General features: G+C 68.6%; 18 protein-coding genes. 13 read left to right on the top strand and 5 right to left on the bottom strand.

Annotation, left to right across the window (positions count from 1 at the left end; translation table 11 throughout):
* Window positions 1-154: 154 nt before the first annotated feature.
* A complete protein-coding gene (locus tag OY559_RS14505) occupies window positions 155-1,228 on the bottom strand; it encodes an OmpA family protein (protein WP_277726951.1) in 1,074 nt (357 codons plus the stop codon).
* A gap of 329 nt (window positions 1,229-1,557) precedes the next feature.
* On the opposite strand from OY559_RS14505, the gene OY559_RS14510 reads away from it, so the two are divergent.
* Window positions 1,558-2,361: a dioxygenase family protein gene (locus OY559_RS14510; RefSeq protein WP_277726952.1), complete on the top strand. Its 804-nt coding sequence runs from the start codon at window positions 1,558-1,560 to the stop codon at window positions 2,359-2,361.
* Here OY559_RS14510 and OY559_RS14515 read toward each other — a convergent pair whose 3' ends face one another.
* A complete protein-coding gene (locus OY559_RS14515; RefSeq protein WP_277726953.1) occupies window positions 2,362-3,282 on the bottom strand; it encodes a LysR family transcriptional regulator in 921 nt (306 codons plus the stop codon). It lies immediately after the preceding gene.
* Window positions 3,283-3,381: 99 nt separating this feature from the next.
* Between OY559_RS14515 and OY559_RS14520 the strand changes: the two genes are divergently transcribed.
* The 10 genes from OY559_RS14520 (at window position 3,382) to OY559_RS14565 (ending at window position 17,539) form a co-directional block, all read left to right on the top strand.
* Window positions 3,382-4,605 carry an MFS transporter gene (locus OY559_RS14520; RefSeq protein WP_277726954.1) on the top strand — a complete coding sequence of 408 codons (1,224 nt, stop codon included), beginning with the start codon at window positions 3,382-3,384 and terminating at the stop codon, window positions 4,603-4,605.
* Between the two features lie 32 nt (window positions 4,606-4,637).
* Complete coding sequence (locus tag OY559_RS14525; RefSeq protein ID WP_277726955.1) at window positions 4,638-5,702, top strand: aldo/keto reductase; 1,065 nt, start codon at window positions 4,638-4,640, stop codon at window positions 5,700-5,702.
* Window positions 5,699-6,715 (top strand): zinc-binding alcohol dehydrogenase family protein, encoded by a 1,017-nt coding sequence (locus tag OY559_RS14530; RefSeq protein ID WP_277726956.1) that lies wholly within the window; start codon window positions 5,699-5,701, stop codon window positions 6,713-6,715. Before OY559_RS14525 ends, OY559_RS14530 begins: the two co-directional genes overlap by 4 nt.
* Before the next feature lie 212 nt (window positions 6,716-6,927).
* The gene (locus OY559_RS14535; protein ID WP_277726957.1) at window positions 6,928-8,373 is read left to right on the top strand and encodes a Wadjet anti-phage system protein JetA family protein; all 1,446 of its coding nucleotides are present in this window, start codon (window positions 6,928-6,930) and stop codon (window positions 8,371-8,373) included.
* On the top strand, window positions 8,370-9,011 hold the full coding sequence (locus tag OY559_RS14540; RefSeq protein ID WP_277726958.1) for a DUF4194 domain-containing protein: 642 nt from the start codon (window positions 8,370-8,372) through the stop codon (window positions 9,009-9,011). Before OY559_RS14535 ends, OY559_RS14540 begins: the two co-directional genes overlap by 4 nt.
* Window positions 8,998-12,426: an SbcC/MukB-like Walker B domain-containing protein gene (locus OY559_RS14545; protein ID WP_277726959.1), complete on the top strand. Its 3,429-nt coding sequence runs from the start codon at window positions 8,998-9,000 to the stop codon at window positions 12,424-12,426. The genes OY559_RS14540 and OY559_RS14545 overlap by 14 nt, the downstream gene beginning before the upstream one ends.
* On the top strand, window positions 12,423-13,649 hold the full coding sequence (locus OY559_RS14550; protein ID WP_277726960.1) for a Wadjet anti-phage system protein JetD domain-containing protein: 1,227 nt from the start codon (window positions 12,423-12,425) through the stop codon (window positions 13,647-13,649). The genes OY559_RS14545 and OY559_RS14550 overlap by 4 nt, the downstream gene beginning before the upstream one ends.
* An 88-nt stretch (window positions 13,650-13,737) precedes the next feature.
* Window positions 13,738-15,777 carry an NADPH-dependent 2,4-dienoyl-CoA reductase gene (locus tag OY559_RS14555; protein WP_277726962.1) on the top strand — a complete coding sequence of 680 codons (2,040 nt, stop codon included), beginning with the start codon at window positions 13,738-13,740 and terminating at the stop codon, window positions 15,775-15,777.
* A 466-nt stretch (window positions 15,778-16,243) separates the two neighbouring features.
* Window positions 16,244-16,699 (top strand): cell wall hydrolase, encoded by a 456-nt coding sequence (locus OY559_RS14560; protein WP_277726963.1) that lies wholly within the window; start codon window positions 16,244-16,246, stop codon window positions 16,697-16,699.
* 228 nt (window positions 16,700-16,927) lie between these two features.
* Window positions 16,928-17,539 (top strand): glutathione S-transferase family protein, encoded by a 612-nt coding sequence (locus OY559_RS14565; protein ID WP_277726964.1) that lies wholly within the window; start codon window positions 16,928-16,930, stop codon window positions 17,537-17,539.
* A gap of 19 nt (window positions 17,540-17,558) precedes the next feature.
* Here the strand turns inward: OY559_RS14565 and OY559_RS14570 are convergent, their stop codons facing one another.
* From OY559_RS14570 to prpB, 3 genes are all read right to left on the bottom strand, one after another.
* The gene (locus tag OY559_RS14570) at window positions 17,559-18,047 is read right to left on the bottom strand and encodes a hypothetical protein (protein WP_277726965.1); all 489 of its coding nucleotides are present in this window, start codon (window positions 18,045-18,047) and stop codon (window positions 17,559-17,561) included.
* Between the two features lie 299 nt (window positions 18,048-18,346).
* Window positions 18,347-19,495, bottom strand: a complete 1,149-nt coding sequence (prpC, locus tag OY559_RS14575) for a bifunctional 2-methylcitrate synthase/citrate synthase (protein ID WP_277726966.1) — start codon at window positions 19,493-19,495, stop codon at window positions 18,347-18,349.
* Between the two features lie 153 nt (window positions 19,496-19,648).
* Window positions 19,649-20,533, bottom strand: a complete 885-nt coding sequence (gene prpB, locus OY559_RS14580) for a methylisocitrate lyase (RefSeq protein ID WP_277726967.1) — start codon at window positions 20,531-20,533, stop codon at window positions 19,649-19,651.
* 145 nt (window positions 20,534-20,678) lie between these two features.
* Here prpB and OY559_RS14585 point away from each other — a divergent pair, with 145 nt between their 5' ends.
* Window positions 20,679-21,905, top strand: a complete 1,227-nt coding sequence (locus tag OY559_RS14585; protein ID WP_277726968.1) for a citrate synthase family protein — start codon at window positions 20,679-20,681, stop codon at window positions 21,903-21,905.
* 87 nt (window positions 21,906-21,992) lie between these two features.
* Window positions 21,993-23,396 (top strand): M14 family zinc carboxypeptidase, encoded by a 1,404-nt coding sequence (locus tag OY559_RS14590; protein ID WP_277726969.1) that lies wholly within the window; start codon window positions 21,993-21,995, stop codon window positions 23,394-23,396.
* Window positions 23,397-23,400: the final 4 nt, after the last annotated feature.

A 23,400-nucleotide genomic window follows, 5' to 3' on the forward strand; every position in this document is an offset into this window, starting at 1 on the left:
GGCAGCCCCTCCTGGCATGGCAAGGAATTGCAGGCCTTCACCGTCCCGCATTGCGCAAGACGGAAACGTGGTCACGCAAATCCCGCGTACGCCTTCTGAAAAAACGAAGCCCGGCACTGGGCCGGGCTTCGGGTGTTGCGGGAAAAGCGTCCTATCAGTTCTGGACGTTCAGTTCCGTACGACGGTTGCGCTCGCTCTTGCAGCCCGGCAGCGTCTGCGCGGTCGGCTCCAGCGGACGGCTCTCGCCGTAACCCACCGGGCCCACCAGACGCGAGGCGTCCACGCCGTTGCTGGTCAGGTAGTCGTACACGGTCTGCGAACGACGCTGCGACAGCGACTGGTTATAGGCATCGGCACCGCACAGGTCGGTGTGACCGGCCACTTCGACGCGCAGGTCGGGGTAACGCTTCAGGATTTCGGCAGCTTCGCTCAGGATGGCGATCGCGTCCGGACGCAGCGTCGACTTGTCGAAGTCGAAGTTCACGCCCTTCAGGTCGATCGACACCTGCACCGGGCAGCCGTCCGGACCGATGGTCTGGCCAGCCTGCGAACCGGGGCACTTGTCGTCGCAGTTGTTGACGCCGTCACCGTCGTCATCCAGGTCCGCGCAGGTGGTGGTCGGAGCCGGAGCCGGCGCCGGGGCGGCTTCCGCCTTCGGGCCCAGCGGGATCACGACGCCGACCGAGGCCAGCACGTCACCGAACCAGTCTTCCTGCGGAGCAGCAGCGCTCTGGTCGTTGAAGTCTGCACGGTAGGCCAGTTCGGCGCGAACGCCGACGCGCTTGTCCAGCGTGGTCTGCAGACCGACGCCCAGCTTGGCCGCCAGGTTGTTGTCACGGGTCTGGTTCGACGCGTTGATCAGCGACTCTTCTTCCGAACGCTGCATGCCGAGGCCGGCGACGATGTACGGGTTCCAGCCGCGACCTTCCTGCACGAAGTGGCGACGCAGGTCCAGCGAGATGCCGTACTGGCTCCACAGGGCGTCACGGTTGTCTTCGAACTTCGGGTTCTGGTAGTTCAGCTCGCCATCGAGCGACCAGTTCGGGCTGATGAACTTGCCAAGGCCCAGACCCAGGAACGGGGCGTTGCGCGTGAGGCGATCGTCGTCCTGCAGGTTGAAGCCGGCGGAGCCGGTCAGATACCAACGGTCGTCGAACTCCTGCGCCATCGCGTGGTTAGCGAGGCTCAGGCCGCCCAGCAGCGCGGCGCAGAGAATCTTCTTGTTCATTTGCAGCTCCTTTCCTTGTAAAAGTTCAGTTGTAGAGAAACCGAAATACGTCTGTTGCGGTGGTTCCGGCGTTTCTAGTTGTTATTCGAGACGACAGGGACCCATCGCCTTGCTGAACAGATTATGCGTCGATACGTGAAGACTGTGTTAACGGTACCATAACAAGTCGGGCAAGGTTAACACTCTTGAAGGGAACTGGCGCAGATCTTCACGGGGGCAGCGACGCATGGCGTCCGGTCCATGGGGACGCATGACGAGATTCCCGTGGGCAACACACCGGTGCACGGAAGCATCTTGGCAAGTCCTCCGCAGGAGCCGATGTTCGCATCATGAACCTGCCCATCCCCGCCGTACACCTCCCGAGCCTCTTCCTGTCGCATGGCTCTCCCATGATGGCGATCGAGGACTCTCCTACCGGCCGCTTCCTGGACCACCTTGGCGAACGACTGCCGCACCCCCGGGCCGTCGTCGTGGCATCGGCCCACTTCATCCAGGCGCGTCCCACCGTCACGGCCACGCCCGCACCCGACACGATCCACGACTTCGGCGGCTTCCCCGAGGCGCTCTACCGCATCCAGTACCCGGTCGGGGGCGCCCCAGCGCTGGCGCATCAGATCGCCGGGTTGCTGCGGGACGCCGGTTTCCCTGTCCAGATCGATGGCCACCACGGACTGGACCATGGGGTCTGGGTGCCGCTGCGACGGATGTATCCCGACGCTGACATCCCGGTGATCGCGCTGTCGGTGAACCCGGCGCAGACAGCCGAGTGGCATTACCGGCTGGGACGGGCCCTGGCACCGCTGCGCACGCAGGGCGTGCTGGTGGTCGGATCCGGCGGGTTCTCGCACAACCTGCGTGCCCTGGACTGGCAACACGCGCAGACGGCGCCATACGACTGGGTGGCGGCGTTCACCGACGCCCTGCGCGAGCGGCTGCTGGCCGGCGACATTGCGGGCGCGCTGGACTGGACCGCCCTGCCGGACGCCCACCGCAACCATCCCACCACCGAGCACCTGTTCCCGCTGTACGTGGCCCTGGGCGCTGGCGGCGATGGCGCCAGGGGCCGGCTGCTCCATCGCGATGTCGAGATGGGTGGTCTGGCCCTGGATGCCTTCGCGTTCGAGCCGGCCTGATCAGGCCTGCAGCCCTTGCTCCCAGGGCGGGTTGTCACCGAACTGCTCGATCAGGAAGTCGGTGAAGGCCCGCACGCGCGGCGGCATCAGGCGGCGCTGCGCCATCACTGCACTGATCGCGGTCGTGGCCAGCGGATAGGCCGGCAGCACCACGTCAAGCCGACCGGCGCGCAGGTCGTCGGCGACATGCCACAGCGAATGGATGACGATGCCCTCGCCCGCCAGCGAGGCGTCTCGCAGGACTTCGCCGAAGTTGCTCTCGAAGCGTCCCTGCACCCGGACGGCGACTTCCCCGCCCTCCGGTGTGCCCAATCGCCACACATCCTGGCGGCCGCCGCTGCCGAACAGCAGCAGGCAGTCATGATCGGCGAGTTCGTCGGGCGTGTTCGGCCGACCGCGCCGGCGCAGGTAGTCGGGCGACGCGCACAGCACGCGGCGATTGGGAGCGATCCGTCGCGCTACCAGGCGCGAGTCGTCCAACGCACCGATGCGGATCGCGAGGTCGAAGCCTTCGCTGACCAGGTCCACCACGTTGTCGCTGAGGTGGATGCTGAGCCTCAGCTTCGGGTGGCGCGCAAGAAAGGCCGGCAGCAGCGGCGAGACGTATTGCCGCCCGAAGGACGCGGACGTCGTCACCCGCAGCGTGCCGGCGACCTCGCGCGCGGCTTCGCGCAGGCCACTGCCCAGCGTCTCCAGTTCCTCCACCAGCACCCGGCCCTGCTCGGCGAGCGCGGCGCCCTCCGGCGTGGGATGCAGGCGACGTGTCGTCCGGTGCAGCAGGCGCACGCCAAGTTCCTTCTCCAGCCGCTTCAGGCGCTGGCTGGCCACGGCAACAGAGAGGTCCAGGCTGTGCGCCGCTGCCGTGATCGACCCGAGATCGAGCACGCGCAGGAACAGCGTCAGGTCACCGATACGGTCCATTATCAACATTCAATTGATAGTGATTCGGCATATTCACTGTTTTTCATCATCATGGGAAGGCGCAAGCTGCGCGCCTCGTTCTTCTACCCACCCACTCCCATGCCTCCTACTCCCTCCTCCCGGCTGCCGTTGGGCCTGTACGCGCTCACCGCCGGCGCCTTCGGCATCGGCACCACCGAGTTCGTCATCATGGGCTTGTTGATGCAGGTCGCGACCGATCTCCATGTGTCCATCGCCGCCGCAGGCCTGCTGATCTCCGGCTATGCGCTGGGCGTGTTCGTCGGCGCTCCCCTGCTGACCGCCGCGACCAACCGGATGCAGCGCAAAGCCGTACTCGTGGCACTGATGATCGTGTTCACGCTCGGCAACCTCGCCTGCGCCCTGGCGCCGAACTACGAACTGCTGATGGCTGCGCGCGTGATCACGTCGCTGGCGCACGGCACGTTCTTCGGTGTCGGCGCGGTCGTGGCGACCGGCCTGGTCAGCGAAGATCGCAAGGCATCGGCCATCTCGATCATGTTCACCGGCCTGACCGTGGCCACGCTGCTGGGCGTGCCCGCGGGCGCCTGGCTGGGGCTGGAGTATGGCTGGCGCGCGACGTTCTGGGCCGTCACCGCCATCGGCGTATTCGCCACCGTGATCATCGCCACGCTGGTCCCGGCCGACCGCAGCGCGCCGACTCCGCTGTCGTTCCGCGACGAACTGCGCGTGGTCGGCCGCCCGCAGGTGCTGCTGGGCCTGCTGATGACCGTGCTGGGCTTCGGCGGCATGTTCACCGTCTATACCTACATCCAGCCGCTGCTGACGCAGGTGACCGGCTTCGCCGATGCGGCGGTCTCGCCGATCCTGCTGGTCTTCGGCGTGGGCATGATCGTCGGCAACCTGCTGGGCGGACGCTTCGCCGATCGCCGGTTGGCGACGGCCCTGCTCGGCACGCTGGCGTTGCTGGCGCTGGTGATGGGCGCAATGAGCTTCGCGCTGCACAGCCGCTGGGCGATGATCCTCTTCACCGGCCTGCTGGGCGCCGCCGCGTTCGCGACCGTCTCGCCGCTGCAGCTGTGGGTGCTGCAGAAGGCCAGCGACGCGCAGAGCCTGGCATCCAGCCTCAACATCGGCGCCTTCAACCTCGGCAACGCGCTCGGCGCGTGGCTGGGCGGCGTGGTGATCTCGCAAGGCCTGGGCCTGTCGGCGCTGCCGTGGGTCGCCGCGCTGGTGCCGGCCTCCGCCTTCGCCGTCGCATTGTGGGCGCTTGCGCTGGAGCGCCGCCAGGCGACTCACGCAGCAGGTGTCGCGCCGGCGTTGCAGGCCGACGGATGCGCCTGACCCACTTCCCTTGAATGCTTGAGGAGTTTTCCATGGAAACCCGTTTTCTCGGCCGTTCCGGCCTGAAGGTCTCGGCGCTTGGCTTCGGCGCCGGCACGTTCGGCGGCAAGGGACCGTTGTTCGGCGCCTGGGGCAACACCGATACCGCGCAGGCGCGCCGCATGATCGACATCAGTCTGGATGCGGGCCTCACCTTCTTCGACACTGCCGATGTCTATTCGGATGGTGCGTCCGAATCGATCCTGGGTGCGGCTCTGCAAGGTCGGCGCGACCAGGTCATCCTGTCCAGCAAGACCGGCCTGCGCCTGGGCGAAGGCCCCAATGATGCCGGCGCATCGCGCTTCCGCCTGCTGAAGGCGGTGGATGCGTCGCTGCAGCGGCTCGGCACCGACTACCTGGACCTGCTGCAACTGCACGCCTTCGACGCGCTGACGCCGGTCGAGGAAACCCTGTCGACGCTCGATGGCCTGGTGCGTGCCGGCAAGGTGCGGTATCTGGGCGTATCCAACTACGCCGGCTGGCAGTTGATGAAATCGCTCGGCGTCGCCGAACGCTACGGCTACACGCGTTATGTCGCCAACCAGACCTACTATTCGCTGGTCGGCCGCGACTACGAATGGGAACTGATGCCGCTGGCCATCGACCAGGGAGTAGGTGCGGTGGTGTGGAGTCCGCTGGGTTGGGGCCGGCTGACCGGCAAGCTGCGACGCGGGCAACCGCTGCCTGCCACCAGTCGCTTGCACGACACCGCCGACATCGGGCCACCGATGGAACAGGAACGCCTGTTCCGCATCATCGACGCACTGGAAATTGTCGCCGGGGAAACCGGCAAGTCGATTCCGCAGATCGCGATCAACTGGCTGTTGCAGCGTCCCACCGTGTCGACGGTGCTGATCGGCGCACGCACCGAGGAACAGCTGCGACAGAACCTGGGCGCCATCGGCTGGCAGTTGTCGTCCGACCAGATCGCGCGCCTGGATGCTGCCAGCGCTGTGGAGACGCCGTATCCCTACTATCCGTACTGGCGCGGGCATTTCTCCGAACGCAGTCCGCTGCCTGTCCAGGCCTTTCCCCCACATGCCGGAGCCGCCACATGAAAGCTGTAGCACTTACCCGTTACCTGCCCATCGACGATCCGCAATCGCTTTCCGATGTGGAGCTTCCCACGCCCTCGCCCGCCGGCCACGACCTGCTGGTGCGCGTGGAGGCCGTCTCCGTGAATCCGGTGGACACCAAGGTGCGCGCGCCGAAGCCGCAGGTCGAAGCGCAGCCGAAGGTGCTGGGCTACGACGCTGCCGGCGTGATCGAAGCCGTCGGCGAGGCAGTGACGCGCTTCAGGCCCGGCGACGCGGTCTACTACGCGGGCGACATCACCCGCCCCGGCAGCAACGCGCAGTTCCAGCTGGTCGACGAACGCATCGTCGGCCGCAAGCCGACATCGCTGGACTTCGCACAAGCGGCCGCGCTGCCGCTGACCACGATCACCGCGTGGGAACTGCTGTTCGACCGCATGCCTTACGCCCTCGCGGGCGGCGGCGATGGCAAGTCGTTGCTGGTGATCGCCGGTGCCGGCGGCGTCGGCTCGATCGCGATCCAGTTGGCCAAGCGCGCCGGCTTCACCGTCATCGCCACCGCGTCGCGCCAGGACACGATCGACTGGTGCAGGACGCTGGGCGCCGACCACGTGATCAACCATCGCGAACCGCTGGGTCCGCAGCTGAAGGCGTTGGGCTTCGATGTCGTCGACGCGGCGCTGAACCTGGCCGACACCGACCGTTATTGGACGGAACTGGGCGAACTGCTGGCGCCGCTCGGCCACGTCGGCCTGATCGTCGAGCCGCGCGGCGAGCTGCGCATCGGTGATCCGTACAAGGCCAAGAGCATCGGCATCCATTGGGAAATGATGTTTGCCCGCCCACGCTTCCGCACCGCCGACATGGGCGAACAGGGCGCACTGCTGGACCGCGTGGCGGCGCTGATCGACGCCGGCACGCTGCGCGGCACGCTGACCGACACCCTGTCACCGATCAATGCGGCGAACCTGCGCGAAGCACATCGCCGGCTGGAGTCCGGCACCACCATCGGCAAGCTGGTGCTCGCCGGCTGGTAGACCCACCCGCACCTCCCAGCATGCGGGATGGAAGGGCGCCGGTCGCTGGGCGGGAACGGCTACCGGCGCCCCGGCGACTTGCGATATCGTGGCTGGCCGCAGCGCGCTCCGGCGCGATCCGCCCGCCTTTCCGATCCCGCCATGCTCTTTTCCCCGGCGCTGCCGCGCCCGCCATATCACAATGCCAGCCCACCGCGGCGGTGCGTGCGGCCATGACGCAGGCGCCCGCCCTGTTCCCGTTGCTGCCCAGCGGTCTGTTCGGCCCGCTGGCGTCGCCCAACCGGGAACACTACTGGCTGCTGCTGTGCCGGCTGTTCGACGAGTTCTTCGGGCCTGACGCGCCGGTCCCGCCGAGCATGGGCTTCCAGCGTCGCGAGATCACGGCAGCGCTGGAGCGCTACCTGCTCGCCGACGACCCTTGGGAAGACGAAGACGGCGACACCCCGGACACGCCGCTGCCGGTCAGGGTCAACAACATCTACGACCGTTTCCGTGGCGCGGGCTGGCTGCGGCAGGAGCGCGTAGGTGCGCGCGAGATGGTCACCATGCCGCCCGTCGTGCACCAGTTCCTCTCGCTGCTCGTCGAGTTCGCCGAACATGGCCCGACCTTCGTGTCGGCGAAGATGCGCTCGATCGAACACCAGTTGCAGCAGGTGGCAGAAGGCAAGGCCGCCGGCGATGCGCTGGATGAGGCCGCCGACCAGGCACGGCGGCTGCTGGTGTCGCTGTCGTCGATGAGCCTGCAGGTCCGCGACCTGATGCCGGAGCTCAGCAAGGCCGAATCCACCGCGCAGTTCGCGCGCCAGTGGTTCGAGCGCTACGTGAGCGAATTCTTCATCGGCGACTACGCCGAACTGCACAAGGGCGACCATCCGCTGGCGCGGCGCAGCGCGATCCTGTCGATGGCGCAGCAGATCGAGACCGGCGAGCGTCGTACGGCGCTGCTGGCGTGGTACCGCGAGCATGTGGGCGGCGGCGACGGCGAGCGCGGAGGACAGCGGTTCGCGCGCAGCCTGCGACGCCTGCGCGAACTGGACCGCATCGACGAATACCTGGGCCGGCTGGACGACGACATCCGCCAGGCCAACCGGCGCGCGCTCGCCTTCCTCGACTACCGCCTGCGTGCGCCCGACAAGCTGGACATCCTGCTGCGCCGCGCCTGCCGTGGCGTGCAGCATGCGCCGGAAGACGCCCTGCGCCTGCCGGTGGCGCCGGGCGCGCTGATGGACGCCAACCGCCTGCGCCCGCCGCGGCTGAAGCCCCAGCCCATCCCGCGCAGCGCCAATGCCACCCAGCCGCCGACGCCGGAACAACTCGCCAGGCTCAGCCTGCTGCGCCGGATGAAGCGCGCGCGCCTGGTCACCGCCGAAGACATGGCGCGCTATGTCGGCCCGCACCTGGAGACGACGGACGCCGTCGACTCCGGCGCATTCTCCATCGCCAGCATCGAAGACCTGCGCGCCTACCAGACCCTGCTGACGCTGGCGCTGCGCAGCCATCGCGCAGGTGGCCTGCGGCGCGAGGATCCGCTGGGCCGCCTGCTGCGCGGCTATCGCGTCGAACTGCTCGATGCCGGTGGCCACGACGACAACGGCTATCTGCGCGCGCCACGCTTCGTCGTGCGCCGCATCGGTACGCCCTCACGGAAAACCGCATGAAACGCAGCTGGAACACGCTCAGCCAACTCTCCAACGGCGTCTACGCCGTGCAGGACTTCGAACGCGCCGCCTACCGCCTGGTGCTGGAGCAGGTGCTGTACGCGAGCGACCGCAGCACGCGCCTGGCCTACCACCTGGTGGAAGACCACTTCGACGACTTCATCGCCGCACTGGCGCCGCTCGGCATCCGCCTGGAGCGCAACGCCCACTACCGCTACGTGGTGGCGTTGCCCGCGCATGCCGAGGGCGTGCCGGTGACGCTGGCCGAAACCCTGTTGCTGCTGGTCCTGCGGCAGCGCTACGACGAAGCGATGCGGCAAGGCATGGTGGAAGACGAAGGTGTCGTCACCGTGGAACTGCCCGAGTTGCAGGAGGCCTACCAGGCGCTGGCCGGGCGGCCGATGCCGGATGTCGGCACCTTGCGCGAACTGGCCCGCACGCTGAAGCGCTGGGGCACGTGTCGACTGGTGGAGTCGGAACCGGACGATCCCCAGCCGTTCCACCTGCACGTAAGGCCGGCCATCGTGGAGATCGTCGGCGAACAATGGCTGCAACGGCTCGACCAGCACAACCGCGACGACGATGCCGACGCGGCCGACAACGACGACGTCATGGAGGACGGCGATGCAGCAGCTTGAGCGCGTGCACCTGGTGCAGTTCTTCCTGTTCGAGGCGCAGACCCTGGAGCTGGACGCCACCACCGCCATCATCGCGCCCAATGGCGCGGGCAAGAGTGCGTTGCTGGATGCGCTGCAGATCGTGCTGCTGGGTGGCGACCGCAGCCGCATCCGCTTCAACGCACAGGCCGGCGGCAGCCACCGCGCGCGCACCATCCGCGACTACTGCCTGGGCGTGTTCCGCAGCGGCGACGAGGGACGCAAGCGGCGCACGGCCACCACGTACATCTCGCTGGTGTTCCGCGACACCGACACCGGCGACGTCCTGACCGCCGGCATCGCGCTCGGCGCATCGGTGGACGAGCCCGATCATCGGTTGCACGGGCTGTATCTTCTGCCGGGTGTGGCGCTGGACCTGGCCGACCACGTGGAACAGCTCAAGGGCAAGGAACTGCCGCTGGCCTGGCCGACCTTCCGCGAGATGGCCTTGCGCCGCTGCAAGGCGGCCGGCGGGCAGCCCGAGTTGCACACCGTGGCCGAGCGCTTCGTCAAGGATCTGCTGCTGCGCCTGCGTGCCTCGCCCACCGCCAACCCCGACATCAACGCCTACCGCAAGGCCTTCCTCAACGCACTCAACCTGCAGCGTGTGGAGGACGTGGACCTGTTCGTGCGCACCCTGGTCGCCGAGGACCGGCCCACCGACATCGCCCGCTTCCGTGCGTTGCTGGAGAGCTTCCGCCAGATCCGCGACCGCATCGAACAGGTGCGCCAGCGCATCGAAGCGGCCGAAGGCGTGGAGCGGCAATACGACCGCATCGCCACCCAGGCCGTGCGGGCAGCGTCCTACCGCGCACTGGCCGCCGAGTACGCGCGGGATCTGTACGGCGAACAACTGGAACGGGCCGAAGGTGCGGTCACCGCCGCGGAAGACGCCCTGGCCGACACCCGCCGCCGCCTGGTCGATACGCGCGCCGAGCGCGACACCCTGCGCGATGAGCAGGCACGTGCGACCGCCCGCCTGCAGGGGAGCAGCGGTTATGGCGAACAGGCGCAACTCGACGAACTGGCCGGCCGCGATCTCGAACGCCTGGCCCACTTGAACAGGGATCTGTTGCGCGAGATCGGTTTCGTCCGCGACACCTTCCGCCAACTCGATGCGCTCGCGCTCGGCGGCGTCGAGGCCGGCGCCGTGGACGCGGCGCGCGCGGAGTGGGATGCATGGCACGCAGCGCTGTCGTCGTTGACCGACGGGGACACGCTGCCCTGGACGCCGGAAGACCTGTTCGCACGCGCGCGCCAGGCACTGCGCACGGCCGCGCCCTTGCGCGAGCAGGTCGACCAGCACGCCCGCCACCTGCATGCCGCACACGACAAGGCGCGCGACGCGCTGCTGGCCGCGCGGCAGAACCAGAAGCGCCTGGCCGCCGGCCAGGCGGAACTGCATGCCGACACCGTGCGATTGATGAGCTATCTGCGCGAGGCCGGCATCGATGCCCGCCCGGTCTGCGACCTGGTACGCGTCGCCGATGCCGCATGGCAGCCCGCCATCGAAGCCTACCTGCGCAGCAACGTCGAGGCGCTGCTGATTCCCGCCGCCGACGAAGAGCGCGCGGTCAAGCTGTATCGCGGCCTGTCCGGCGGGCGTTCGGTCTACGGCGTGAAACTGGCCCTGTCCAGCCAGGCGCGCGATGTGCGCGGCAAGGACGCCGCGGCCGGCAGCGTCGCCGCGCTGCTGGAGGGCGTCAATGCGGATGCCCTGGCGTTCCTGCGCCGGCAGCTTGGCGAACTGCGCTGCGTGGACACCGAAGCCGAGCTGGTGCGCAGCCGCCAGGGCCTGACCCGCGACGGCCTGCTGGCACGCGGCGGCAGCATCGAGCGCCTGCGCCTGCCTGCCGCCGGCGAGCTGCGCATCGGCGCGTCCGACAACCGGGCCCGTTTGCGCGTGCTGCATGAAGAGATCGAAAAAGCCGAACGCGAGGTCCGCGAGATCGAGCCGCACTTGCGCCGCGCCGACGAGAGCCAGCGCAGCCTGGCGCGGCTGGCCGATGCCGATGCGGTCGCGCAGGCGCTGCATGAGCGCGCGATCGAGCACCGCCAGGTCGCGGGACGCTATCGCGCTGCGCAGGAAAGCCGCCTCGCCGCGCTGGATCCCGACCTGCTCCGCCTGTCCGACGCGGTGCGTGAACTCGCTGCGCAACTCGGCGAGTGCGAGGCGCGTACCGACGCCCTGGTCGGGCGGGAAGCGGTGGCGGTCGCCGATCTCGATCGCAGCCGTCGTCTGCTTGAAGGCCTGCGCCAGCAGGAGGAGCTCGTCGCCCGCCGTGCGGTGGACGCCTTCAGGGATCCCGATGTCGACCCCAACCTGATCGAACGGCACCGCGACGAACTGGACGCGAAGGTCGAGTCGCTGGAGGAACGCGGCGCCACCTGCGAGCGACGTGCCGACGAGAGCGACCGGCAGCTCGCCAAACTGCTGCCGGAGGCCTGGAGCGCGCTGGCGCAGTACGCGCGCGATCACCGCCTGGACGTGGATTTCGACGCGAGTGCGTGGCGACCGGCGCTGGCGCTGCTGCTGCGCGAACTCACCCAGCTGCGCGACACCGACCTGGTGCGCTACGAAGGCGAGGCGCGCCAGGCCTACGACACCGCCGTGGATACCTTCCGCGCCGGCGTCGCCGCCGCGCTCAACGACAACTTCATCCGCCTGCGCCAGCAGATCGCCACGCTCAACCGGACGTTGCGCAGCAGCCCGCCGTTTTCCAACAACGAGCGCTACCAGTTCCACTACGACGTGGTGCCGGAGTTCCGCGACCTGGAGCGCTTCATCAAGCGCGCCGTGGATATCGGCGGTGAAGACAATCTGTTCGGCACGGCCGGCGAAGTGCCGGCGGCGTTCCGCGAGCTGATCGAGGACGGTGCTGCCGCACGTACCGCCACCTCCCCGCTGGACGACTATCGCCGCTTCTTCCGCTTCGAAGTGCAGATCCGCCAGGACGACACCGTGATCGGCACGCTCAGCGAGCGCATGCGCTCGGGCTCGGGGGGCGAGCACCGCGCCCCGCTGTACGTGATCGCCGGTGCCGCGCTGGCAGCGGCCTACGGCAAGAGCGAGGCGCATCCGGGCGGCCTGGGATTGATCCTGCTGGACGAGTTCGGCGACAAGATCGACGCGCAGAACGCGCGCGCCACCACCAACTACCTGCGCTCGCTGGGGCTGCAACTGGTGTTGGCCGCGCCGGACACGGCACAGGGCACGCTGAGCGGCGTGCTGGACAGCTACATCGAACTGTTCCGCGATGGCGACCTGCTGCAGGCCGAGCGCATCGAGGTGCAGGCCGCCGCGCGCGCACTGCTGCTTTCCGACCAGTTCGACCTGCATCCGGAACTGCTGGTCGAGGAAACCGCCCGCGTCGAAAGGCAGCAGGCGCCGGTGTGAGCGACGCCCGGCGCGTGCTGGAGCGGCTGCTGCGCAAGGGCGAACGCGCCCGGCTGCGCGGCGATGCCGCCCACGCCTCGCTGCCGATGACCGAAGCCAGCGCGCGCGACTATGTGTCGCTGCGCACGCTGGCCGAACGCGAGACCTTCCACGCGCAGGTCGCCATCGCCGAACGCGCCGGCGCGGTCACGGTCGAGCGCGACCGGCATCGTGGCGACGGTGAGCGTCTGCTGCGGCTCACGGTGATCGATCTCGACGTACTGGCCGACCACTTGGGCGTGCCCTTGCTGGACGCCCGCGTCCGCGAAGCCGCCGAGGTGCTGTCATCGTGGTTGACGGACTTCCCGGTGCTGAATGACGTGCTGGCGGCATGGCGGGCCGACCGCAAGGTGCGCGGCCACGGTCCCGAAGCGGCGCCCGACCTGGCCGACGCTGCGCTGGCGGTGCGCGCCCGCCTCGCCGACGAGGCCCACGAATGCATCCTCCGCCGCGAGAGCGCACGCTTGTTCGCGGGACGCGCGCAGGCAAGCAAGCGGCTCGAACAGCTCACCCCGTGGCTGGACCTGCTGGGTAGCGGGCAGCTGGTTGCCGACGGTCCGCTCGAGAAGGAGCACGTCTGGGCCTCGCTGGGCCTTCGCCGCGAGCCGCAGCCGCTGCTGGTCGCCGGTACCGGCACGCTGCTGCTGGACGGCGACGTGGAACTGCCGCTCGCCACGACCTTCCTCGGCGTACCGCTCGACGCCGTCGAGGGCGTGCGGACGGACGCCGTATGCGTGCTGAGCGTCGAGAACCTGGCCAGCTTCCACGACGCTGCCCGTGCGACTGGCGCCGACCGCATGCTGGTGGTCTACACCGGTGGCATGCCGTCGCCAGCCTGGCGACGCGCCTATGCCCGACTGCTGCGTTCGCTGCCGCCGGACGTGCCGGTGTGGCACTGGGGAGACATCGACGAGGGCGGCTTCCGCATCGCCGCCGTCCTCGCGGAGACCGTCACCGCCAGCGGCCATCGGTTGCAGCCATGGCAGATGTCGCCTGCAGACGTCCTGCCCATCCCCGGGCACGACGCGTCGGTGCCCGCATCCGACGTGCTGCAGGCCATGTGCCGCTGGGCCGAACGCGCGGGCTGGGCGGGCGTCGCCGAGGCGTTGCGCGCGCAGCCGCTGCACCTCGAGCAGGAAGCCCTGCCCGCCCGATTGCCTTCCGACACCCTCGCCGCGCGATGATCTTCACCGCCGCCTTGATCGCGCTTGCGTGCCCGGGTGATTCGCGGCATCGTGCGCCCACCCATACGCCCGCGTATCCACTGCCCGCATGACGTCGACCACCGCCACCGATCCCACGCCCTACCCCCACCTGTTCACGCCGCTGGACCTGGGCTTCACCACGGTGCGCAACCGCGTGCTGATGGGGTCGATGCACACCGGGCTGGAGGACCGGGCGAAGGATTTCCCGCGCCTGGCCGCGTACTTCGCCGAACGCGCGGCCGGCGGCGTCGGCCTGATCGTCACCGGCGGCTTTTCGCCCAACCTGGTGGGCTGGCTGAAGCCTTTCGGCGGCAAATTGTCGTGGCCGTGGGAAGCGCGGCCGCACAAGTTCGTGACCAAGGCGGTGCACGAACACGGCGCGAAGATCTGCGCCCAGCTGCTGCATGCCGGCCGCTACGGCTACCACCCGCTGACGGTGGCGCCGTCGAAGCTGAAGGCACCGATCAATCCGTTCACCCCGCGCGCACTCTCCGCACGCGGCATCGAACGCCAGATCAACGCCTACGCCAACGCCGCGAAGCTGGCGCGCGACGCCGGCTACGACGGCGTGGAGATCATGGGGTCGGAAGGCTACTTCATCAACGAATTCACCGCGCCGCGCACCAACAAGCGCAATGATGCCTGGGGTGGTTCGCCGGAGAAGCGCATGCGCTTCGCGGTGGAGATCGTGCGGCGCGTGCGCGAGGCCGTCGGTCCCGACTTCATCATCATCTACCGGTTGTCGCTGCTGGACCTGGTGGAGGAAGGCAACCAGTGGGACGAGATCGTCCAGCAGGCCAAGGCGGTGGAAGCCGCCGGTGCCACCCTCATCAATTCCGGCATCGGCTGGCACGAGGCACGCATCCCCACCATCGTCACCTCGGTGCCACGCGCGGCCTTCGTGGACGTGACCGCCAAGCTCAAGCCGCACGTGCGCGTGCCGCTGGTGGCGACCAACCGCATCAACATGCCGGACGTGGCCGAAGGCATCCTGGCCGCCGGCAAGGCGGACATGGTCTCGCTCGCGCGGCCGCTGCTGGCCGATCCGCAGTGGGCGGCCAAGGCGCGCGCCGGCACGCCACAGGCCATCAATACCTGCATCGCCTGCAACCAGGCGTGCCTGGACCACGTGTTCGAGAACAAGCTGGCCAGTTGCCTGGTCAATCCGCGCGCCTGCCACGAGACGGACCTGACGTACCAGAAGACCTTCGCGCCCAAGACCGTCGCCGTGGTCGGCGCAGGTCCTGCCGGCCTGGCCTGCGCGACGGTCGCCGCCGAGCGCGGCCACCGTGTGAAGCTGTTCGATGCAGCCGGCGAGATCGGCGGGCAGTTCAACTATGCCAAGCGGATTCCAGGCAAGGAAGAATTCCACGAGACCCTGCGCTACTTCCGTCACCGACTCGAGGAGACGCGCGTGGATGTGAAGCTGTCGACGCCGGTCACGGCGGCCGACCTGGCCGGCTTCGACGAGATCGTGCTGGCCACCGGCATCACGCCGCGCAAGGTCGCCTTCCCCGGCACCGACCACGCGAAGGTCGTCAGCTATGTGGACGTGCTGTCCGGCCGGGTGACGGTGGGCGCACGCGCCGCGCTGATCGGCGCCGGCGGCATCGGCTTCGACGTCGCCGAATACCTGACCCACGAAGGCCCTTCGCCATCGCTGCATCCCGCCCGCTGGATGGCCGAATGGGGCGTGGACCCGACCTTCGAGACCCGCGGGAGTCTGGTCAAGCCGCAGCCGGAACCACCGGCACGCGAGGTCTGGCTGCTGCAGCGCAGCCCCGGCAAGCCGGGCGCCCGCCTGGGCAAGACCAGCGGCTGGGTGCACCGCGCCACGCTGAAGGCCAAGCAGGTGAAGATGCTGGGCGGGGTGGAGTACCTGGGCGTGGACGACGCCGGCCTGCGCATCAAGATGGACGGCAAGGAACACCTGCTGCCGGTCGACCACGTGGTGATATGCGCCGGCCAGGAGCCGCGCCGGGACCTGCAGGCGGATCTCATCGGAGCGGGCAAGGCACCGCACCTGATCGGCGGCGCCGACGTGGCCGCCGAACTGGATGCCAAGCGCGCGATCGACCAGGGCAGCCGGCTGGCAGCAAGCCTGTAAGGCCTCCGGCCTACCACGCGGCCCGTACACCCGCTTTGTAGGAGCGCCCCATGGGCGCGATGCTTCTTAGCCGCCACGAGCGGCATCGCGCCCATGGGGCGCTCCTACAAAGAGGCGCCTCCGACCCTCGGGCGACGTTCTTTCGCGCTTGCCGCACCCCTCACACACGTGGCAGGTGCGACCTCGCTCACAGTTTCCCAGCCAGATCGAGGCCCCCTCCGTCAAGCCGGCCCGTTCAGGCCGAGTTGGGTCTCCCCCGCCTACCTTGCGCCCACTTTCCGGCCCGCCGCCCAGTCTCAGGCGGGTTGAGCCCGGCGCTCGGACCCTCTTGGTCCGGCCTTGCCGGTCCCCGGGCAGCCCGTGTGAAGGCTGCCTCCCCATGACGCCCTAGCCGCTGTCCCACAGATGTCCTTCCCTGCGTAACGGGAGAGGCAGGGGCGCGGGAAAGACGGAGCAAGGAGTTCCCATGAAACTGGCCTGGATCCTATGGCTGTCGCAGATGTTGCCGCAGCCGGCCGCCGATTCGCTTTGCCTCAGCACCACCGTGTACCTGGAAGCCCGCGACCAGACCCTCCGCGGTCAGCAGGCCGTCGCCGAGGTCGCCCTGCGCCGCCGCGACAGCGGCCTGTGGGGCGACTCCGTCTGCTCCGTGGTGACCGCCCGCAAGCAGTTCGCACCGACCATCGTCGGCCCGAACACCCGCCTGAAGAACCCGGACGCCTGGGCCAAGTCGGTCAGCGTCGCCCTGAACGCCGAGCGCAATTGGGCCCTGCCGCCCGGCCAGCGCCAGGAGATCGTGCCTGGCGCCAGCCATTTCATGGCGCACCAGATCGCCAGCCCGAGCTGGCGCAACGCGTACCACGTGGCCACCATCGGGGATCACACCTTCCTGCGCGTGCAGAAGCTCAAGCCGCGCTCCTGAAGGTAACCCAAGCCCTTCTCCATCCGGGCGCGTTGCGACGCGTTTGAATTCACCATAGCCATTCCTTCAGGGGGCGCCCCTGCGGGAGAGGGCAAGGGGTGAGGGCCGACGGCCGCGATGCGACGGAGCACATCGCACCGAACGCGACGATCCGTTGCACAGCGCATCACGCTGGAAACATTGAAGGCCCGCGATAATCGCGGGCCTTTTCTTTTCCACGGGAACACCATGAAGCTCTACACCAAGCCCGGCGCGTGCTCGACCGCCGACCACATCGCGCTGCAATGGACCGGCCAGCCGTTCGAGGTGCAGGTGATGACGGCCGCCGAGATGAAGGAGCCCGCGTACCTGGCGATCAATCCCACCGGCGCGGTGCCGGCGATCGTCGATGGCGACTTCGTGCTGACCCAGAACGCGGCGATCATGGGCTACATCGCCGACACGTATCCGCAGGCGCACCTCGCCGGCGATGGCTCGCCGCGACAGCGTGCGCAGGCGGCGAAGTGGCTGGCCTTCGTCAACTCCGACCTGCACCCGGCGTTCCACCCGTTGTTCGGGCCGGCGCGTTTCATCAGTGACGAAGCATCGTTCGACGCGATCAAGGTCGCCGCACGCAAGCGCCTGCGGGGCCTGTTCGAAAGCGCGGAGAAGCAGCTGGAAGGACGCGACTGGCTGGCCGGGTTCCGCAGCTTCGCCGATCCGTATTTCTACATCACGCTGCGCTGGGCCGAGCGCACCGGCGTGGACCTGAAGGACCTGCCGAACATCGCAGCATTCAAGCAGCGGATGGACGCCGATGCCGGCGTGCAGGCCGCCTTGAGGGCCGAAGGCCTGGCGTGACCTCCAGGCGGCGCGCGCGTCAGGCCATCGACGCGCGCACATCCTCCAGCCAGCGCGTGGCGAAGGTGTGGTCGCGTGCCTTCGTCAGCGCCGTGGCCACGTCGGGCAGCAGTGCGGCCAGTTCGTCCGCGTCGGCGCAACGCTCGACCTTGAGCTGCAGGAAGTAGCCCTTCAGTCCGATGTGCGAACGGATGTCGTCGGTGATCCGCGCATAGAGCAGGTTGTAGCGCTCGGCGGATGTCATCGTCGTCGCCTGCGTCCCGTCGCCGGCCTTCGGCGCGGCAACAGCGGCCAGCAGCGACGCCGCGCCCGAGCGCCGCTCGATCAATCCGTCGGCTGCCAACTGCTGCAGTGCGTCGTCGGGCGCATGCAGCCCGCTCATCATCGCGCGCAGCTCTTCGTCGTTGCGCTGGCCATCCACCAGCAACAGGATGGAACGCAACCCCGCCGGCAGCTTGCGCGTGCGCTGCTGGATTTCGTTGCGTCCGGCCTCGGTCTTGCACCACATGGTCTGCATAGGCGTCCCCCAGCGCCGCGCGGCGGGCCCCTCCCGCTCGCTGCGACGCACCCCTTGCGACCGCAAGTAGTAACCCGGCGAGCCTGTTCCCGGCTGCCACACGGGTCACACAAACGACACGGGGCCGCCCGACCTTCGTCGAAACGGCCCCGCCATACCCCGGATCGGCTCAGCGCTGGTCTATCGGCACGAAGGCCAGGTCTTCCAGGCCGGTGCAACCATGCCCTCACCCTGTGCCCTCTCCCGCAAGCGGGAGAGGGGAAGTGGGTGCCATGCGGGTTCGACTTCGATCAGCGCCGGTCCAGCGGGACGAATTCCAGATCCTCAGGCCCCGTGTAATTTGCGCTGGGGCGGATGATCTTGCCGTCGATGCGCTGCTCGATGACGTGCGCGCTCCAGCCGCTGGTGCGGGCGATGACGAACAGCGGGGTGAACATCGCCGTCGGCACGCCCATCATGTGGTAGCTGACCGCACTGAACCAGTCCAGGTTCGGGAACATCTTCTTGATGTCCCACATCACCGACTCCAGGCGCTCGGCGATGTCGTACATTTTCATATTCGACTGCTCGGCCGACAGGTCCTTCGCGACCTGCTTGATCACGCCGTTGCGCGGGTCGCCGACGGTGTAGACCGGATGGCCGAAGCCGATCACCACTTCCTTGCGCTCGACGCGCGCCTTGATGTCGGCCTCCGCTTCATCGGGCGTTTCGTAGCGCTTCTGCACCTCGAACGCCACTTCGTTCGCGCCGCCGTGCTTCGGGCCGCGCAGCGCGCCGATGCCGCCGGCGATGGCCGAATGCATGTCGCTGCCGGTGCCGGCGATGACGCGGCAGGTGAAGGTGGACGCATTGAACTCATGCTCGGCGTACAGGATCAGCGACGTGTGCATGGCGCGCACCCACGACTCGCGCGGCTTCTCGCCGTGCAGCAGGTGCAGGAAATGGCCACCGATGGAGTCGTCGTCGGTTTCCACGTCGATGGCGCGGCCGTTATGGCTCCAGTGATACCAGTACAGCAGCATGGAACCCAGCGACGCCATCAGCTTGTCGGCGATGTCGCGCGCACCCGGGTGGTTGTGGTCGTCCTTTTCCGGCGATACGCAGCCCAGCACGGACACGCCGGTGCGCATCACGTCCATCGGGTGCGCCGACGGCGGCAGCTCTTCCAGTGCGGCCTTCACGGCGGCCGGGATGCCGCGCAGCGATTTCAGCTTGGCCTTGTAGCCGGCCAGTTCGGCGCGGTTGGGCAACTTGCCGTGCACCAGCAGGTAGGCGACTTCCTCGAACTCACTGGTCGTCGCCAGGTCGAGGATGTCATAACCGCGGTAGTGCAGGTCATTGCCGGTGCGGCCGACGGTGCACAGCGCAGTGTTGCCGGCGGCGGTGCCCGACAGGGCGACGGATTTCTTCGGTTTGAAGGGAACGGCAGCGTCTGACATGTCAACACCTCTTGATGATGTAAAGCCCCTCTCCCACCGGGAGAGGGGTTGGGGTGAGGGTGCGGCGAAGTCCATGCGCCTGGGACATCACTGACTTCACCGTACCCTCATCCGCCCTTCGGGCACCTTCTCCCAAAGGGAGAAGGGATATGGCTATTTTTTTGCAGTGAAGAGAGCATCCAGCTTCTGCTCGAACGCGTGGTAACCGATGCGGTCGTACAGCTCTTCGCGGGTCTGCATGCTGTCGACCACGTTCTTCTGGTGGCCGTCGCGGCGGATGGATTCGTAGACGTTTTCCGCGGCCTTGTTCATTGCGCGGAACGCGGACAGCGGGTACAGCTGGATGGCCACGCCGACCGAAGCCAGTTCGTCGCGGGTGAACAGCGGCGTCTTGCCGAACTCGGTGATGTTGGCCAGCACCGGCACCTTCACCGCGTCGACGAAGCGCTTGTAGGTCGGCAGGTCGTAGGCGGCTTCGGCGAAGATGCCATCGGCGCCGGCTTCGACACACGCAATGGCGCGCTCGATCGCCGCGTCCACGCCCTCGACCTGGATGGCGTCGGTGCGCGCGATCAGGAAGAAGTCCGGATCGGTCTTCGCATCGGCGGCCGCCTTTACGCGGTCGACCATTTCGCCGGCCGACACGATTTCCTTGCCGGGGCGATGGCCGCAGCGCTTGGCGCCGACCTGGTCTTCGATGTGGCAGGCGGCGGCGCCCGCCTTGATCAGCGACTTCACGGTGCGCTCGATGTTGAACGCGCTGGGACCGAAGCCGGTGTCGATGTCGACCATCAGCGGCAGGTCGCAGACATCGGTGATGCGGCGCACGTCGATCAGCACGTCTTCCAGCGTGTTGATGCCCAGGTCGGGCAGTCCCAGCGAGCCTGCGGCGACACCGCCGCCGGACAGGTAGATCGCCCGGTAGCCGGCACGCTTGGCCAGCAGCGCATGGTTGGCGTTGATCGCGCCGATCACCTGCAGCGGCGATTCGGCGGCGAGCGCGGCGCGAAACTTCGCGCCTGCGGACGGTGTGCTCATGCGACGTGACTCCTCTCGGTCAGCGAACGGGCCCGGCGCAAGGCCGGGGCCGGAGGTGCGTGAAGGGTACGCCCCTCTTCGGGACGCAAATCTGGCACCATCCACAAGGTTGATCAATCTTGATCGAATAAATCAATATTTCCGCATGGCTTCCGCCACCGACCTGCTGACCGCCCGCGAGACCTGCCGCCTGCTCGGCATCAGCCAGGCCACGCTGTACGCCTACGTCAGCCGGGGCTTGCTGGAATCGCGCCCCGGCAAGGATCATCGCAGCCGCCTATACCTCCTGCAGGACGTGGAGCGGCTGGCGCAGCGCAAGCAGGTGGGCCGCGGCGCGGCCCGTGGCGCGGCGCAGAGCCTGGACCGTGGCCTGCCGGTGCTGGAAACGCGCATCTCGCTGATCAGGGCCGACGGCCCCTACTACCGTGGCCGCTCGGCGATCGCGATGGTGCGGGAAGGCGCCACACTGGAAGACGTGGCACGGCAATTGTGGGACGGCGGCGAGGACGACCCCTTTGCCACTCCGTCATCGACGCAGTGGCCGCCGGTGGTCGCGCCGCTCGCCACCGATGCCTCGTTGCCGCCGCTGGAGCGGGCGATGGCCGCCATACCGCTGCTGGCGCTGGACGTGCGCCACTCCTTCAGTTCCGCCCCGCGCGTGCGCCACGAGATCGCGGCCGGACTGTTGCGCCACAGCGCGGCGCTGCTGGTCGCGCAGCCGCCGTCCGATGCGCCGGTGCACCGTGTGCTCGCGGGCGCCTGGCGTCCGGGCGACGATGGATTCGCCGAACTGGTGCGCGCTGCGCTGGTGGTGTGCGCCGACCACGAACTCAACGTGTCCGCCTTCGCCGCGCGCGTGGTGGCCTCCACCGGCGCGCACCTGCATGCCACGGCCTGCAGCGGCCTGGCGGCGCTGTCCGGGCCGCGCCACGGCGGCGCGACGACACGCGCCTACGCCCTCATCGCCGATGCGCAGCAGGCCAAGTCTCCGCGTGGCTTCATCGCGCAACGCTGGCAGCGCGGCGACGACCTGCCCGGCTTCGGCCACGCGCTGTACCCGCAGGGTGATCCACGCGGCGCGGAACTGCTGGCGCGCGCACGCGACCGACATGCAGGCACGCGCGAGATGGCCGCACTGGAAACGCTGATCGTCGCCACCGAGGAGATCAGCGGCCTGCGGCCGAACATCGATTTCATGCTCGCCGCGATCTGCCATCTCAACCGGCTGCCGGCAACACCGGCGCTGGTGATGTTCGCCGCAGGACGCCTGGCGGGCTGGCTGGCGCACGCGCTGGAACAGCAGGCGCAGGGCCGCCTGATCCGCCCGCGCGCGCGCTACACCGGCATTACCCCACCGGCGACATCAACGTGATGCACTCCCCTCGCGCACCGGCATGCGTTTGACATCGTCGACGCATATGGTGACCCTGCGCGGGCCCATTCGCTTCCCGCTGCTGCAATGCGCCCTGCCCTGGTCCTGTGCCTGCTGCTGACGATGATGACTCCCACCACCATCGCCCGGAACACCGACAACGCCAACGCGCCCGCCGTCGCGCCCGCGTCGACGCCGATACCGTCGCCGCCCGCGTGGTTGTCCGACATTGACGCTCTTTACGACGCCGGCCTGCGTGCGGCGGGCCTGGACGACCGCACGTTCAGCGCGGAGCACTGGTGGTCGGTCGCCACGCCATTGCTGGAGCGCAAGCGTGGGTTCCGCGTCGAAGAAATCGGCCGCAGCGTGGAGGACCGTCCGCTGCGCCATGTGCGCTGGGGCACGGGCAAGACGTCGGTCCTGCTGTGGTCGCAGATGCATGGCGACGAGAGCACGGCATCGATGGCATTGGCGGACCTGTTCCGCTTCCTCGGCGAACATCCCGACGATCCGCGCGTGCAGGCGCTGCGGGCGAACACCACGCTGCACTTCTTTCCCATCGTCAACCCGGACGGTGCCGCGCGATTCCAGCGCCGCAACGTGCAGGGCATCGACCTCAACCGCGATGCACGGAGGCTGGCGACCCCCGAGGCGCGCACCTTGAAGGCCCTGTTCGACCAGGTGGAGCCGACCTACGGTTTCAACCTGCACGACCAGCGCGTGGGTTACCGCGCCGGCGATTCCGACCGCGGCACCGCCATCGCGCTGCTGTCGCCGCCGTACAACCATGCCGCCGACGTGAACGACGTGCGTACGCGCGCCATCGAAGTGGCCGGCGTCATCCGCACCGCACTGGAACCCTACCTGGCCGGCCACATCGCGCGCTGGGACGAAACCTTCGACCCGCGCGCGTTCGGCGACCTCACCACGCAGTGGGGCGCCAGCACCGTGCTGATCGAAGCCGGCGGCATCGAGGGCGATGTGCAGAAGCAGCGCCTGCGCAAGCTCTATTTCCTCGGCCTGGTGGCCGCGCTGGACAGCATCGCCACCGGCAGCCACGCCGGGGTGCCGCACGCGCTGTACCGCGAGTTGCCGGAGAACGGCGACGTATGGCCTGACCTGCTGGTCCGCGGCGGCACGCTGTCCCTGCCGGGCCAACCGCCGACGCGCGCCGACGTGCTGGTGAATTTCCGCAACCCGCTGGCCGAAACAGACGGCGCCGTCGCCGACGTGGGCGACCTGGGTACGAGGAAGGCGCGTCGCAGCATCGATGCGCGCGGACTGTTCATCGTGCCGCTGCCGGGGCGCGAGGGCGAGCGCACGGTGATCGAAGCGAACGACGAGGGCGACAACGACGAACCCCGCTCGCCGCTGCCGCTCACGCCCGGCGCCAGCGCACGGTTCGTATTGAGCCGCGATCCGCAGGGCCGCGACGTGGTGTGGACGCTGGACGGCAGCGTGGATCCCGGGACGCCTTCACCGGCGCACTGACGGA

The organism is Pseudoxanthomonas sp. SE1 (genome assembly GCF_029542205.1).
In the GTDB taxonomy this organism is placed as follows: Bacteria; Pseudomonadota; Gammaproteobacteria; order Xanthomonadales; family Xanthomonadaceae; genus Pseudoxanthomonas_A.